Annotated in this window: 13 protein-coding genes; 9 read left to right on the forward strand and 4 right to left on the reverse strand. The window is 57.4% G+C overall.

What is annotated here, in order from left to right; all coding sequences use genetic code 11:
* The first annotated feature begins 75 nt into the window (after positions 1 to 75).
* On the forward strand, positions 76 to 1008 hold the full coding sequence (locus tag B195_RS07510) for a lipid A biosynthesis lauroyl acyltransferase (RefSeq protein WP_003446885.1): 933 nt from the start codon (positions 76 to 78) through the stop codon (positions 1006 to 1008).
* Between the two features lie 27 nt (positions 1009 to 1035).
* Entirely contained in the window at positions 1036 to 2181 is a 1146-nt protein-coding gene (locus B195_RS07515; protein ID WP_003446887.1) for a patatin-like phospholipase family protein, read from the forward strand.
* Positions 2182 to 2224: 43 nt separating this feature from the next.
* Here B195_RS07515 and B195_RS07520 read toward each other — a convergent pair whose 3' ends face one another.
* Entirely contained in the window at positions 2225 to 3013 is a 789-nt protein-coding gene (locus B195_RS07520) for a VacJ family lipoprotein (protein ID WP_003446888.1), read from the reverse strand.
* Positions 3006 to 4304 (reverse strand): hypothetical protein, encoded by a 1299-nt coding sequence (locus B195_RS07525; protein WP_003446890.1) that lies wholly within the window; start codon positions 4302 to 4304, stop codon positions 3006 to 3008. Before B195_RS07525 ends, B195_RS07520 begins: the two co-directional genes overlap by 8 nt.
* A 230-nt stretch (positions 4305 to 4534) precedes the next feature.
* Here B195_RS07525 and B195_RS07530 point away from each other — a divergent pair, with 230 nt between their 5' ends.
* Positions 4535 to 4894, forward strand: a complete 360-nt coding sequence (locus tag B195_RS07530; RefSeq protein WP_003446892.1) for a hypothetical protein — start codon at positions 4535 to 4537, stop codon at positions 4892 to 4894.
* 67 nt (positions 4895 to 4961) lie between these two features.
* Here B195_RS07530 and B195_RS07535 read toward each other — a convergent pair whose 3' ends face one another.
* Positions 4962 to 6509 carry a beta-1,6-glucan synthase gene (locus tag B195_RS07535; protein ID WP_037001947.1) on the reverse strand — a complete coding sequence of 516 codons (1548 nt, stop codon included), beginning with the start codon at positions 6507 to 6509 and terminating at the stop codon, positions 4962 to 4964.
* A 293-nt stretch (positions 6510 to 6802) separates the two neighbouring features.
* On the opposite strand from B195_RS07535, the gene B195_RS07540 reads away from it, so the two are divergent.
* From B195_RS07540 to B195_RS07550, 3 genes are all read left to right on the forward strand, one after another.
* The gene (locus B195_RS07540; RefSeq protein WP_003446895.1) at positions 6803 to 7657 is read left to right on the forward strand and encodes a glycine betaine ABC transporter substrate-binding protein; all 855 of its coding nucleotides are present in this window, start codon (positions 6803 to 6805) and stop codon (positions 7655 to 7657) included.
* Positions 7658 to 7880: 223 nt separating this feature from the next.
* On the forward strand, positions 7881 to 8192 hold the full coding sequence (locus B195_RS07545) for a DUF485 domain-containing protein (RefSeq protein ID WP_003446897.1): 312 nt from the start codon (positions 7881 to 7883) through the stop codon (positions 8190 to 8192).
* Complete coding sequence (locus tag B195_RS07550; RefSeq protein ID WP_003446898.1) at positions 8189 to 9847, forward strand: cation acetate symporter; 1659 nt, start codon at positions 8189 to 8191, stop codon at positions 9845 to 9847. The genes B195_RS07545 and B195_RS07550 overlap by 4 nt, the downstream gene beginning before the upstream one ends.
* Before the next feature lie 237 nt (positions 9848 to 10084).
* On the opposite strand, the gene gltA is transcribed toward B195_RS07550, so the two are convergent.
* Entirely contained in the window at positions 10085 to 11374 is a 1290-nt protein-coding gene (gene gltA, locus B195_RS07555) for a citrate synthase (RefSeq protein ID WP_003446901.1), read from the reverse strand.
* Positions 11375 to 11724: 350 nt separating this feature from the next.
* On the opposite strand from gltA, the gene sdhC reads away from it, so the two are divergent.
* The 3 genes from sdhC to sdhA are packed head-to-tail and all read left to right on the forward strand — an operon-like array spanning position 11725 to position 14252.
* Complete coding sequence (sdhC, locus tag B195_RS07560) at positions 11725 to 12111, forward strand: succinate dehydrogenase, cytochrome b556 subunit (protein ID WP_085985560.1); 387 nt, start codon at positions 11725 to 11727, stop codon at positions 12109 to 12111.
* Positions 12105 to 12473: a succinate dehydrogenase, hydrophobic membrane anchor protein gene (gene sdhD, locus B195_RS07565; RefSeq protein ID WP_003446906.1), complete on the forward strand. Its 369-nt coding sequence runs from the start codon at positions 12105 to 12107 to the stop codon at positions 12471 to 12473. Before sdhC ends, sdhD begins: the two co-directional genes overlap by 7 nt.
* A gap of 3 nt (positions 12474 to 12476) precedes the next feature.
* Positions 12477 to 14252 (forward strand): succinate dehydrogenase flavoprotein subunit, encoded by a 1776-nt coding sequence (gene sdhA, locus B195_RS07570; protein ID WP_003446909.1) that lies wholly within the window; start codon positions 12477 to 12479, stop codon positions 14250 to 14252.

The following is a 14252-nucleotide window of genomic DNA, read 5'->3' on the forward strand; positions in this document are numbered from 1 at the left end:
ACGAGATCGCCCGCGGGCCGCAAGCGGGGTCGAACGATGTAGAATGGTCGGCCATGTGTCTGTCCGGAATCATTAATGGATCGCCCGCAATTTCGTGCTGCTTTTTTTCATCCGCGTTTCTGGCTGCTGTGGCTGGGTTTAGGCGTGCTGTGGCTGGTGGTGCAACTGCCCTATAAAGCGCAGTTGTGCATCGGCCGGGTGCTGGGTGCCCTGATGTATCGGGTAGCCGGTGAGCGTCGGCGCATTGCCGCGCGTAACCTTGAGCTGTGTTTCCCTGAGAAATCTGCCGCCGAGCGCGAGCAGTTGCTCAAAGACAATTTTGCCTCGACCGGTATCGCTTTCTTTGAAATGGCCATGAGCTGGTGGTGGTCCAGGCCGCGCCTGGCCAGGCTGGCCCATATTGAAGGCCTGGAGCACCTCAAGCAGGCGCAACGGGATGGCAAGGGCGTTATTTTAATGGCGTTCCACTTCACCACACTGGAAATCGGTGCCGCCTTGCTCGGCCAGCAACACACCATTGATGGCATGTACCGCGAACACAAAAACCCGCTCTTCGATTTTATCCAGCGCCGCGGGCGTGAGCGACATAACCTCGACTCGCTGGCAGTGGAGCGCGACGATGTGCGCGGCATGCTCAAGCTGCTGCGCTCAGGAAGGGCTATCTGGTACGCACCTGACCAGGACTACGGCGCCAAGCAAAGTATCTTTGTGCCGCTGTTCGGGATTCAGGCCGCAACTGTGACCGCTACCAGCAAGTTCGCCAAACTGGGCAAAGCGCAGGTTGTGCCCTTTACTCAGCAGAGACTGGCGGATGGCAGTGGTTATAAATTGGTGATTCATCCGCCCCTGAGCAATTTCCCCGGAGAAAGCGATGAGGCTGATTGCCTGCGAATCAATCAATGGGTCGAGCGCGCGATACGCGAATGTCCGGAACAATACCTGTGGGCCCATAGACGCTTCAAAACCCGTCCGCCGGGCGAGCCCAAGCTCTACGACAAGCGCCGTTGAGCCTGTCTGCTGCAAGGGCGAGCTGCCTTGAGGCCGCTGGCTCCGGTTACGGGCCTGATCCTGTCCGGAGGTGGTGCGCGGGCGGCTTATCAGGTTGGCGTACTGGCAGCGATTGCCGAGTTGCTGCCTGCCGGTTGCGCTAATCCGTTCCCGGTCATTGTCGGCACTTCGGCCGGGGCAATAAATGCGGTCAGTCTGGCGAGCGGGGCGCTGGACTTTGCCAGGGCGGTCGAGCACTTGACTGAGTTCTGGCAGGGCTTCGAGAGCCATCTGGTGTTGCGCAGCGACTGGCCGGGGGTGATCCACCAGGCTGCCCGCTTTCTGAGTCACAGCCTGCTCGGGCTGGGCTCCCATGTTCCCGTGGCCTTGCTCAACAGTTCACCCTTGCGCAGTTTGCTTGCCGATAAAATCAATTTCGCCGGGATTGATCAGGCAATTGCCGAGCAGCAGTTGCGGGCTGTGGCGGTGACGGCGTTTGGTTATACCTCGGGTCAGGCGGTGACCTTCTATCAAGGGCAGGTGGCAATCGATGGCTGGTTGCGCCACCGGCGTATTGGTTTGCCTACGGCATTGACGGTGGATCATCTGCTGGCCAGCTCCGCCATCCCGCTATTGTTTGCCCCGGTCAAGGTCGGGCAGGAGTACTTCGGTGACGGCGCGGTGCGTCAATCTGCGCCCATCAGTCCCGCCCTGCACCTGGGGGCCAGTCGTGTACTGGTGGTGGGGGTGAGCGGCAATCCGCGCGGGCCTGACCCGCAAGTCGACCAGCAACTCTACTCCAACGCTCAGCAACCCACGCTGGCGCAGATTGGCGGGCACATGCTCAACAGTACCTTCATTGACAGCCTCGAGAGTGATATTGAACTGCTCGAGCGCATGAACCACTTCGCCCGCCTGTTGCCGCATCAGTCAGACAATCTGGGGCTGGCGCCGGTAGAGGTGCTGATCATCGCCCCGAGTCAGCCGATCGACGAAATAGCGGCCCGCCACCGGCATGAACTGCCGTCGGCGTTGCGCATGTTTTTGCGCGGTCCGGGCGCCACCCAAACCAGCGGCGCAGGGGTGCTGAGCTACTTGCTGTTTGAGTCAGGCTATTGTCGGGAATTGATTGAGCTTGGGCGGCGTGATGCGATGGCCAAGCGCGAAGCGCTATGCCGATTTTTGCGGGTTTAACCTCAGGGCAGGGCTGCACTGGCATGCAGCCCTGTGAACCTGATTATTCAGCGATCTGCAGTTTGCGGGCTTCGGTATAGATGTAGCGCAACTTGTCGTACTCAAACGGCGAGTCGAATTGCCCATAGCGGAAGCTGGTGTTGTAGCGCTTGTCGACAGCGCCCAGTACCCAGATTTCCGGATGCCGGGTGCTTTCGTGAGGCACGTTGAGGAAGTTGATTTCCTGATTCACGCCGTAGTCGACCACCAGACCCGTGGTGTCACGCAGGTTTGAAGGGCCGAGGATTGGCAGCATCAAGTAAGCACCACCGGGTACACCATAAAAGCCCAGGGTTTGCCCGAAGTCTTCGCTTTGGCGTGGCAGGCCCATGGCAGTTGCCGGGTCCCACAAGCCGCCCACGCCCAGCGTGGTGTTCAGCAGCAAGCGTCCTGTGGTCTCCAGGGAGCGATGTCCCTTGAGTTGCAGCAGGCTGTTGAACAGGTTGGGTACATCACCCAGGTTGTTGAAAAAGTTGCTCACCCCGGTACGCAGGAAACTCGGGGTGACATAGCGGTAACCATCAACCACTGGCAGGAAGACCCATTGGTCGAAGCGGTAGTTGAAGTGGTAAATCCGGCGGTTGATGGACTCCAGCGGGTCATACACGCTCAGGGCGTTCATGGTCGCGCGTTCAAATTCACGCTGATCAAGACCGGGATTGAACTGCAGCATCTTCAACGGCTGGGTAAAGCCGTCGATGTCCTGAGTGCGTTCGGTCTGGGTCTTGCCGTTGTCTGCCTGGGCATAGCCGGCGCTGAGCAGGGCGGCGAGAAGCAAAATATGTTTAGCCACGGAAGAACTCCAGCATAGCGTCAGCGTTGACACGGTAGTTGAGGTTGCCGCAATGGCCACCATACGGGTAGACCGTCAGGCGATTGCCGAAGGTTTTACGCAAAAATCCAAGATCGCCAGGCCCCAGGATGATGTCGTCAGCGTTATGCATGACGGAGATCTTCGGGCTGTTTTGCAGATAATCCTTGAGCGCGTACAGACTGACCTGATCGATCAGTTGCAACAGGCTGCCGCCATCAGTCCTGGCGCGCCACATCGGGATCACCTGCTCTGTGAGATAGCAGTCGAAGTCGCATTGCAGCGAGCGCTTGAGGAACGGTGTGAGGCTGGTGCCTTCGGTGATCGGATAGTTCGGCGGGGTAATCAGTCCGCGGCGGTTGATCAGGTCCGAGGTGAACACGATGTCGGCCGATGCGAAGCGGAACATAGTGCCGATCAGCATTGCCATCTGTTCGTTGGTCAGGCGTTCCTTGGAGTTCTGCAGGTCGTAGACCAGGGCGGCATTTATATCGACATAGCCTTTTTGCTGGAAGTAGCGGGTCAGTTTGTTCAGCAGCAATTCATAGAAAGTGGTGCTGTTGTTGATGCCTTTAACCTCGGTCTGCACCAGCTTGTCGAGGTTGCTGATGGAGGTGTAGAGATTGACCGGCGGGTTAAGCAGCAACACTTTTTTGAAGTTGAAGGTTTTTCGGGTCTCATCCAGATGGCTGACGAACGCTGCATCCAGCGCTCCCAGGCTGTAGCCGGCCAGGTAGTAGTCGGTGACCGGGACGTTAGCCTGCTGCGCACGCACGGCCTGCATTACCCGATACAAATCTTCGGCATCGTACTGGCTGATGCCCGGGGTGGCATAGCGTGAGGCGGCGCTCATAAAGTCATAGCTGGTCGGCGATGACAGTTGCACCACATGGTAGCCGGCCTTGTAGAAGAGCTTTTTCAGGAACTCGTTGAGGCTGCTGTCATAGGGCGCGCCGGTGCCTGCAATCAGAAACATCAGCGGGGCCGGATGATCCTGTTTGGCCATGCGGTAGGAGAGCTTTTTTACTGCCCAGAAGTTGGCGGGCAAGGTGAACTCGCGTTCAGGGCGCAGCTTGAGGCTGTAATCCGACTGGTTGATATCGTCATCGTCCGGAAGCAGCGGACGCATTTCCGGAGGTGTAGTCGCAATTGTGGCTTCGAATGGGTTGGTCAGGGGGTAGCCATAGGTGGCGGGGTCAACATCGACCGCCTGTGCGGACGCACTCAATAAAAGGCCGCAGAGCAAGGCGGCGAAAGGCAGAGAACGAAGCATGGAGACTATCCCTAAGAAGGTGCGCAGAAGATTCGCAGGCTATGACCACAGGGCTACCGTCAAAGTGCCATGGAGCAGCACGATTAAATCCCCGATTCCGTTTAGAGCAGGCAAAAAGCTAGCAGACGATACACGTTGAATGACTTTAGTGAACAGATATCTGATTGCAAGGCTTGCATACAGAAGAGGGGAGATTAAGCTGGGCGCCGTTTTGCCTCTTGGAGTTTTTTATGCGTGCTCGTATGCCGTTGATCTTGCTGCTTCCCGTCCTGGCTCTTTGGCTGGCTGCCAGTTATGGCCTGCGCTATGGCTTTATGGAAGACTCGCAATGGGTCGGGACCTGTGTTGCAGAGGCGGCGCGCTGGGAGTGCCAGTTGCGGGCGAATATGGGTTGGCTGATTCATTTCCGGGTGCTGGGCTGGGTAGCTGTGGCCACCTCGGTGATCGCATTTTTTGTTCGCGGGCGGGTTGGCAGTGCGCTGGCAGTTTTGGCCTTGCTGTTCGGGTTTCCTGCGCTGGCGCTGTATAACGCCAGCCTGGCGGTGTTCGCCGTGGTGATCGCGGGGTTGCGCCTGGTCAGGGCGCGCTAGGCGCCTGAACTGTCGCGGGCAAGCACACTTTGTAGAAGCTTGCCTGCCCGCGATCCGTTGCATATTTTCAGCGAATCCTGAGACTGCGCCACAGCGCCGCTACCATCAGTACGCAGACCAGTGCCCAGACCCAGGCCTGTTGATTATCAAGCCCTTCGCGATATAGCTGTATCGGTATCCCGGCGCCAATGATAAATGCCAGCAGGCCCAGCTCCCGGCGCGGGCCCCGTACCGGACGCAACAGGTAAACCAGTGCAGGCAGCAGCAGCGCAGCACTCGGGAAGCTGCGATAGCGCGGTTCGAAAACCAGCCCCAGCATCATCACGGCTCCGGCGAAGCCCGCGGCGGCAAGCCACCATCCGGCCCGGCGTTCCAGCACATTGAACAGGCGCTCGCGCCAGCCATCCTTTTGACCCAGGGCCAAAGCGCCATGGGTCAATACGATGAGATTCAAGCCGAGCAGAATGCCTGCCCATAGCCATTCTCCGGCGTAACGGCTGGTGACCGAAGCCAGTTCGGCCCATGCCACGACGCTGCAACCCGCAATAGCGCCCAGGGCCGGCAGCAGCAGGGCAGAGCGAGTACTGCGAGCCCGCCCGCCAACCACCAGGGTGCTTAAGAACAGTGCCACACCAAGTCCCAGCCAGACGGGCCAGTGCGGAAGGTTGGACACAGGTCCGGCCAGAATGCCCTTGTCCTGGCGATCGGCATCAAACAAGCCCCAGTAGCCGCCGACAGCGCCTTCGCTGCCACGCTTCCAGGGCTGGTCGAAGGCTTCGATAAGGTTGTACTTCCAGCCATTCTGTTCCGCTTGATTGACGAAGCCACGGATGAACTTGGCCTCGTTGACCCGGCTCGGCAGGGCGGTCTCACGCTGGCGTCCTTCGCTTGGCCAGCCGGTTTCGCCAATCAGGATATCTTTGGGCGCGAACTTGTTGCCGAACACCTGGCGAATCTGCGCCACATGCTTCACTGCCTGGTCGATGCCCGCAGGGTCATCTTCCCAATAAGGCAGTAGATGGATAGTCAGGAAGTCCACGGCCGGGGCAATTTCCGGATGTTGCAGCCAGAACTCCCAGACATCGGCGTAGGTAACGGGTTGCTTGATCTGGCTTTTGACCTGATTGATCAGCTTGACCAGTTGTGGCGCGGTGACTTCTTTGCGCAGCAAGGCTTCGTTGCCGACGATCACAGACGTGACCACGTCCGGGTTGGCATTGGCCGAGGCAATCAGTGCCTTCACTTCTTCGGCGGTCGCTTGCGCATTGCTGCTCACCCACGCCCCCATCATCAGCTTCAAGCCGTGCTTGCGTGCCAGTTCGGGCAGTTGTTCAAGGCCTGTCTGGGAGTAGGTGCGAAGGCATTCGAAGCGGGTGGCCAGCAATGCCAGATCCGCGTCCATCCGCTCAACCCGTGGCACGAAGGGCTGGTCGAACGGCGACTGATCCTTGTCAAACGGGGTGTAAGACGCACATTGCAGTTTGTGGGTCGGGGTGGCGGCATCGGGCAAGATCACCGGTTGGCCAAGGCCGTACCAGAAACCGGCAATGGCAAACACGCCCAGTACACAGGCGAACAGATAAGGCAGGACGGGGGAGCGGGCAGTCGCGGACATGGTCAGGCCGTATGGGAGCAAAGCCGCGCATCTTACCTGCAATTGGAGGGCGTAGCGCGCCCGGTAAAGTTTGGACATGTAACCCTTGATGGCATCCCGCTATTCAATGGGGGTTCCTGTTGCCGCAGTGCGGTCGATGTCGTTAGCGGGTGCCTGGGGGTCGTCGTCAGAGCAGGCCGGCGAACGGGCGGGGTTGATTATCGAGGGGCATATTGGGTCGGGGTGCAGGGCGGGCCCTGAAATAGTTGATGTGGCCCGGCACTCGTCGGGCCCTGCACTGCGGGGAATCACTAATGAAGATGCGACGAATTTTGAGCGCGGGAGCTGCCTTGGTGCTGGCGATGAGTGCGGGGCTGGCGAACGCCCAGAGCAAGCCGACGCTCAATATTGGCTATGTTGACGGCTGGTCCGACAGCGTGGCGACCACCCATGTAGCGGCTGAAGTGATCAAGCAGAAGCTGGGCTATGACGTGAAGCTGATGCCGGTCGCCACCGGGATCATGTGGCAGGGCGTAGCGACGGGCAAGCTGGATGCCATGCTGTCGGCCTGGTTGCCGGTTACCCACGGCGAGTACTGGGCCAAGAACAAGGACAAGGTTGTCGATTACGGGCCTAATTTTAAAGACGCAAAAATTGGTCTGATCGTGCCTGAATATGTGGCAGCCAAGTCCATTGCCGACCTCAAGGACGATGCCGGTTATAAAAAGAAAATCGTCGGTATTGATGCAGGATCCGGCGTCATGCTCAAAACCGACGAGGCGATCAAGGACTACGGGCTGGACTATAAACTGCAGGCCAGTTCCGGGGCGGCCATGACCTCGGAGCTGGGTCGCGCTTACGCTAAAAACGAGCCGATCGTCGTCACTGGCTGGGTACCGCACTGGATGTTTGCCAAGTGGAAACTGCGCTTCCTGGATGATCCGAAAGGTGTGTATGGCGCTGCGGAAACGGTCAACAGCATCGGCAGCAAAGAGCTGGACAACAAAGCCCCTGAAGTTGCGGCCTTTTTGAAAAAATTTGCCTGGAACTCCAAAGACGAGATTGGCGAGGTAATGCTGGCCATTCAGGAGGGCGCAAAACCTGAAGCAGCGGCAAAAGAGTGGGTCGCCAAGCACCCTGAGCGGGTTGCCGAATGGACCGCTAAATAAACACGAGGTGTCTAGCTCGCAGCACACAAGACCGTTTGGTGTTTACACCAAGCGGTTTTTGCATATCCGGGGTTCGGCGCGGTTGCACATCGTCCTTGCAGACTAGAGAAACCGGGGCCTTGAGCGAATCTGGCGCTCTACTACTAAAGTCGTCTGGAATTGAATTTGAAGCCCCCTAATAGTGAAAACGTTCCATCTCATCTGTGCTGCGAGGACAAAAATAATGAACGACAGCATTTACCTCTCTATTCAAAACAGTCCGCTCTTCAAGGAGCTGGTTAGAAAAAGAGAACGCTTCGCCTGGATACTCTCGGCAATCATGCTCGGGTTGTACGCCATCTTTATCCTGTTGATTGCTTATGGGTCACACATCATGGGGGCCAAACTAAGCCCCGGTTCGTCCATCACCTGGGGGATACCTATCGGTGTGGGGCTGATTGTTTCGGCTTTTATTCTGACTGGCATCTATGTGCACCGGGCCAATGGCGAATTTGATGACCTGAACAATGCAATTCTCAAGGAGGCGGGGCAATGATCGGGCGTCTACTGGCAACACTGGGCGTTGCTGCCCTGGCCCCTGGCGTCTGGGCAGCCGAAGCCTTGACCGGGGAAGTTCAAAAACAGCCGCTGAATATTTCGGCGATCATTATGTTTGTCCTGTTTGTCGGGGCAACGCTATGCATTACTTATTGGGCTTCCAAGCGCAATAAATCGGCAGCGGACTATTATGCTGCCGGTGGCAAAATCACCGGTTTCCAGAACGGCCTGGCGATTGCAGGCGACTATATGTCTGCGGCCTCCTTTCTGGGTATTTCCGCGCTGGTTTACACCTCTGGCTACGACGGTCTGATCTATTCCATCGGCTTCCTTGTGGGTTGGCCAATCATTCTGTTCCTGATTGCGGAGCGTCTGCGTAACCTGGGCAAATACACCTTTGCCGATGTGGCCTCCTATCGATTGGGCCAGGCCCAGATTCGCTCCCTGTCGGCCTGTGGCTCGCTGGTGGTGGTGGCGTTTTATCTGATTGCGCAAATGGTGGGGGCGGGCAAGCTGATTCAGTTGCTGTTCGGTCTGGACTACCACGTTGCGGTGATTCTGGTTGGCATCCTGATGTGCCTGTACGTGTTGTTCGGCGGCATGCTGGCGACCACCTGGGTACAGATCATCAAGGCAGTTCTGCTGTTGTCGGGTGCAACGTTCATGGCCGTAATGGTGATGAAGCACGTTAACTTTGACTTCAACTCGCTGTTTGCCGAAGCCGTCAAGGTTCACCCTAAAGGCGAGGCGATCATGAGCCCCGGTGGCTTGGTGACGGATCCGATTTCGGCATTCTCCCTCGGGTTGGCGCTGATGTTCGGTACTGCAGGTCTGCCCCATATCCTGATGCGCTTCTTCACCGTCAGTGATGCGAAGGAAGCCCGTAAAAGCGTGCTCTACGCGACCGGCTTTATCGGCTACTTCTATATCCTGACGTTCATTATCGGCTTCGGCGCGATTCTGCTGGTGAGCACCAACCCTGCCTTCAAGGACGCGGCCGGTGCCTTGCTGGGCGGCAACAACATGGCGGCCGTGCATCTGGCCGATGCAGTGGGCGGCAGTATCTTCCTGGGCTTTATCTCGGCAGTGGCCTTTGCCACCATCCTGGCTGTGGTTGCGGGCTTGACCCTGGCAGGTGCTTCGGCGGTGTCCCATGACCTGTATGCCAGTGTGATCAAGAAAGGCAAAGCCAACGACAAGGATGAAATCCGCGTTTCGAAAATCACTACCGTAATCCTCGGCGTGCTGGCGATTGGCTTGGGTATTTTGTTCGAAAGCCAGAACATCGCGTTCATGGTGGGCCTGGCATTCTCCATCGCTGCCAGTTGTAACTTCCCGGTACTGCTGCTTTCCATGTACTGGAAAAACCTGACCACCCGCGGTGCAATGATTGGCGGCTGGATGGGGCTGGTCAGTGCTGTTGGCCTGATGATTCTGGGTCCGACCATTTGGGTGCAGATCCTGCATCATGAAAAAGCCATCTTCCCTTACGAGTACCCGGCGTTGTTCTCGATGATCATCGCGTTCGCGGGTATCTGGTTCTTCTCCATCACCGACAAGTCCAAGGCGGCAGAGAAGGAGCGTGCACTGTTCTTCCCGCAATTTGTACGGTCTCAGACCGGTCTGGGGGCGAGCGGGGCGGTGGATCATTGATCCGCTATAAACGGCAGATGTAAAAAATCCCCCTGTCGCAAGACCGGGGGATTTTTGTTTGTGTCGCTGTTCAGTGATGCGTAGGCGAGGGCTGTTGGTCGGCGCTTCAAGAGCTCGCGAGCAAGCTCGCTCCTGCAGGCAGGCAGTTACATTCGGCCCAAACTAATACGGCCCCTGCTCTTATCAAGAGGCAGGGGCCGTATTGGCTGCAATCAGGACGCTATCGTGGGACAGGCCTTACTTGCGGTCTTCCAGCTTGGTGAGGTCACGCTGCTCGTAGCCGGTGTACAGCTGGCGCGGGCGGCCAATCTTGTACGGGCTGGAGAGCATTTCTTTCCAGTGCGAGATCCAGCCAACTGTACGCGACAGGGCGAAGATCACGGTGAACATGCTGGTTGGAATGCCGATCGCCTTGAGGATGATCCCCGAGTAGAAGTCGACGTTCGGGTACAGCGAGCGTTCGATGAAGTACGGGTCGGTCAGGGCGATCTCTTCCAGGCGCATGGCCAGTTCGAGTTGCGGATCGTTCTTGATGCCCAGCTCTTTGAGTACTTCGTCGCAGGTCTTTTTCATGACCGTGGCGCGCGGGTCGCGGTTTTTGTAAACCCGGTGACCGAAGCCCATCAGTTTGAACGGATCGTTCTTGTCCTTGGCCTTGGCGATGAATTTGTCGATGTTGGACACATCGCCAATTTCGTCGAGCATGGTCAGCACGGCTTCGTTGGCGCCGCCGTGGGCAGGGCCCCACAGTGCAGCGATACCGGCAGCGATACAGGCGAACGGGTTGGCACCCGAAGAACCTGCCAGGCGTACGGTGGAGGTCGAAGCATTCTGTTCGTGGTCAGCGTGCAGGATAAAGATCTTATCCATTGCCTTGGCCAGTACCGGGCTGATCGGTTTGATCTCGCACGGCGTGTTGAACATCATGTGCAGGAAGTTTTCGGCGTAGGTCAGGTCGTTACGCGGGTACATCATGGGTTGACCCATGGAGTACTTGTAAACCATCGCTGCCAGGGTAGGCATCTTGGCAACCAGACGGATCGCGGAGATTTCACGATGCTGCGGGTTATTGATGTCCAGGGAGTCGTGGTAGAAGGCCGAGAGGGCGCCGACTACACCGCACATGACCGCCATCGGGTGGGCGTCACGACGGAAGCCGTTGAAGAAGGTCTTCAACTGCTCGTGAACCATGGTGTGGTTCTTCACGGTGCTGACAAATTGAGCCTTCTGCTCTGCGGTCGGCAGTTCGCCGTTCAGCAGCAGGTAAGCGGTTTCAAGATAGTCAGAGTGTTCGGCCAGCTGTTCAATCGGGTAGCCGCGGTGCAGCAGGATACCGTTGTCACCATCAATATAGGTGATCTTCGACTCGCAAGATGCGGTCGACATAAAGCCAGGGTCAAATGTGAACCGGCCCGTGGCCGTAAGGCCTCGCACATCGATTACATCGGGACCCACGGTGCCAGTTAAAATGGGCAGCTCGACGGGGGCTGCGCCCTCGATGATCAACTGCGCTTTTTTGTCAGCCATGTGGCCTCCTATTTATGCTTGAAATCATCAGACAGACCCCCCACGCAGGGCCCGCACCACTATAGTGAGATAAATTCGAATGTCAATTTGCCTAAAGTCTTGCTGTGCAAGGCTTTGAACCGCGATTTTTAGCGAATATCCCTGCCGTTTACGCCTTTTATGCCCGAAGCGCAATGCGCTATTAGGGGAAGGTGATTGCGTTGTCATTAGTGACCTAACTGTCTATACTCGGCAGCCGACCGCCAGGGGCTTTTGGGCCTGTTTAGATGGGGGTCGTCACTCCCGGGTGGTGGGTACCTGACCAGTGCACATCCCAACAAACTTGCCCTGATTGTTAGGGGCTCTTCAGTGTGAAAAAAGCCGTGAATAGCCAACGACCTGTAAACCTAGACCTAAGGACCATCAAACTCCCCATCACCGGCGTTACGTCATTTCTGCACCGTGTATCGGGCATCATTCTTTTTCTCGGCCTGGGCTTCATGCTTTATGCATTGAGCAAATCCCTGGGTTCCGAAGAAGGTTTTGCCGAGGTGAAGGCATGCTTGACCAGCCCGCTGGCCAAATTCGTTGCGTGGGGCCTGCTCTCTGCCTTGCTGTATCACCTGGTTGCCGGTGTGCGCCACTTGATCATGGACATGGGCATCGGTGAGACGCTTGAAGGCGGCCGACTGGGCTCGAAAATCGTAATCGTCATTTCTGTAGTGATGATTGTTCTGGCGGGAGTTTGGATATGGTAACCAGCGTTACGAACCTGTCGCGTTCGGGCCTCTATGACTGGATGGCACAGCGTGTGTCTGCGGTTGTTCTAGCGGCTTATTTCATCTTCCTGATCGGATACCTCGTTGCGAACCCTGGCATTGGCTACGCCCAATGGCATGAGCTGTTCGCAAGCAACTGGATGCGTATCTTCAGCCTGCTGGCCCTTGTTGCACTGGGCGCACACGCCTGGGTAGGCATGTGGACCATCGCGACCGACTACCTGACGCCAATGGCACTGGGCAAGTCCGCGACAGCAGTACGTTTCCTCTTCCAGGCAGTCTGCGGCGTTGCAATGTTCGCTTACTTCGTCTGGGGTGTGCAGATTCTTTGGGGTATCTGATTCATGGCTAACACAGTTAATACACTCTCGTTCGACGCCATTATCATTGGCGGCGGCGGTGCAGGCATGCGCGCTGCTCTGCAGCTGGCGCAAGGCGGTCACAAGACTGCCGTAATCACCAAGGTTTTCCCGACTCGTTCCCACACCGTATCGGCACAGGGTGGCATTACCTGCGCGATCGCGTCTGCGGATCCAAACGATGACTGGCGCTGGCACATGTACGATACCGTCAAGGGCTCCGACTATATCGGTGACCAGGACGCTATCGAGTACATGTGTTCCGTAGGCCCGGAAGCCGTTTTCGAGCTGGAACACATGGGTCTGCCGTTCTCCCGTACCGAACAGGGCCGTATCTATCAGCGTCCTTTCGGCGGTCAGTCCAAGGACTTCGGTAAAGGCGGCCAGGCTGCCCGTACCTGCGCTGCAGCCGACCGTACCGGTCACGCGCTGTTGCACACCCTGTACCAGGCCAACCTGAAGGCCGGCACTGTATTCCTTAACGAATACTACGGTGTCGATCTGGTCAAGAACGAAGATGGTGCCTTTGTAGGCATGATCGTGATCTGCATCGAAACTGGTGAAACCTCTTACGTCCGCGCTAACGCGACCGTATTGGCCACTGGCGGTGCAGGCCGTATCTACTCCTCTACTACCAACGCCCTGATCAACACTGGTGACGGTATCGGCATGGCGCTGCGTGCAGGCGTACCGGTACAGGACATCGAAATGTGGCAGTTCCACCCGACCGGCATTGCCGGCGCCGGTGTACTGGTTACAGAAGGTTGCCGTGGTGAAGGTGGATACCTGATCAACAAGCACGGTGAGCGTTTCATGGAGCGTTATGCTCCGAACGCCAAAGACCTTGCAGGTCGTGACGTTGTAGCACGCTCGATGGTTAAGGAAATCATCGCGGGCAACGGTTGCGGTCCGGATGGCGACCACGTAATGCTGAAACTCGATCACCTGGGTGAGGAAGTTCTGCACAGCCGTCTGCCAGGCATCATGGAGCTGTCCAAGACCTTCGCTCACGTCGATCCTGCCGTAGCGCCGATCCCGGTAGTTCCTACCTGCCACTATATGATGGGCGGCGTTGCCACCAACATTCATGGTCAGGCTATTACCCAGGACGCTGAAGGCGTCGACCAGATCATCCCTGGCCTGTTTGCAGTGGGTGAAGTGGCTTGCGTATCGGTTCACGGTGCCAACCGTCTGGGCGGCAACTCGTTGCTCGACCTGGTGGTATTCGGTCGTGCTGCCGGCCTGTTCCTTGAGCAGACCCTGAAAGAAGGCGTTGATTACGCCCGTCCGCGTCAGTCCGACATCGATGCTGCCCTGGCACGTCTGGATGGCCTGAACTCGCGTACCGACGGCGAAGACGTCGCTACCCTGCGTAAAGAACTGCAAAGCTGCATGCAGAACTACTTCGGTGTATTCCGTACTGGCGAATACATGCAGAAGGGTATTGCCCAGCTGGCTGATCTGCGCGCGCGTATTGCCAACGTGAAAATCAACGATAAGAGCCAGGCGTTCAACACTGCTCGTATCGAAGCCCTTGAGCTGCAAAACCTGCTCGAAGTGGCTGAAGCGACTGCAATCGCTGCTGAAGTTCGTAAAGAGTCGCGCGGTGCTCACGCCCGTGAAGATTTCGAAGATCGTGACGACGTTAACTGGCTGTGCCACACCCTGTACTTCCCGGGTGAAAAGCGCGTAGCCAAACGTGCGGTGAACTTCTCGCCGAAAACCGTTCCGACCTTTGAACCTATGATTCGGACTTACTAA

The organism is Pseudomonas sp. Lz4W, assembly GCF_000346225.2.
GTDB classification, from domain to species: Bacteria; Pseudomonadota; Gammaproteobacteria; order Pseudomonadales; family Pseudomonadaceae; genus Aquipseudomonas; species Aquipseudomonas paraversuta.

What these genes read in the sequence shown, in the direction of transcription:
- B195_RS07530 (WP_003446892.1), top strand. Translation starts at nt 4,535, where the DNA reads ATGCGTGCTCGTATGCCGTTGATCTTGCTGCTTCCCGTCCTGGCTCTT.
- B195_RS07545 (WP_003446897.1), top strand. Translation starts at nt 7,881, where the DNA reads ATGAACGACAGCATTTACCTCTCTATTCAAAACAGTCCGCTCTTCAAG.
- gltA (WP_003446901.1), bottom strand. Translation starts at nt 11,374, where the DNA reads ATGGCTGACAAAAAAGCGCAGTTGATCATCGAGGGCGCAGCCCCCGTC.
- B195_RS07550 (WP_003446898.1), top strand. Translation starts at nt 8,189, where the DNA reads ATGATCGGGCGTCTACTGGCAACACTGGGCGTTGCTGCCCTGGCCCCT.
- B195_RS07535 (WP_037001947.1), bottom strand. Translation starts at nt 6,509, where the DNA reads ATGTCCGCGACTGCCCGCTCCCCCGTCCTGCCTTATCTGTTCGCCTGT.
- B195_RS07525 (WP_003446890.1), bottom strand. Translation starts at nt 4,304, where the DNA reads ATGCTTCGTTCTCTGCCTTTCGCCGCCTTGCTCTGCGGCCTTTTATTG.
- B195_RS07510 (WP_003446885.1), top strand. Translation starts at nt 76, where the DNA reads ATGGATCGCCCGCAATTTCGTGCTGCTTTTTTTCATCCGCGTTTCTGG.
- sdhA (WP_003446909.1), top strand. Translation starts at nt 12,477, where the DNA reads ATGGCTAACACAGTTAATACACTCTCGTTCGACGCCATTATCATTGGC.
- sdhD (WP_003446906.1), top strand. Translation starts at nt 12,105, where the DNA reads ATGGTAACCAGCGTTACGAACCTGTCGCGTTCGGGCCTCTATGACTGG.
- B195_RS07540 (WP_003446895.1), top strand. Translation starts at nt 6,803, where the DNA reads ATGAAGATGCGACGAATTTTGAGCGCGGGAGCTGCCTTGGTGCTGGCG.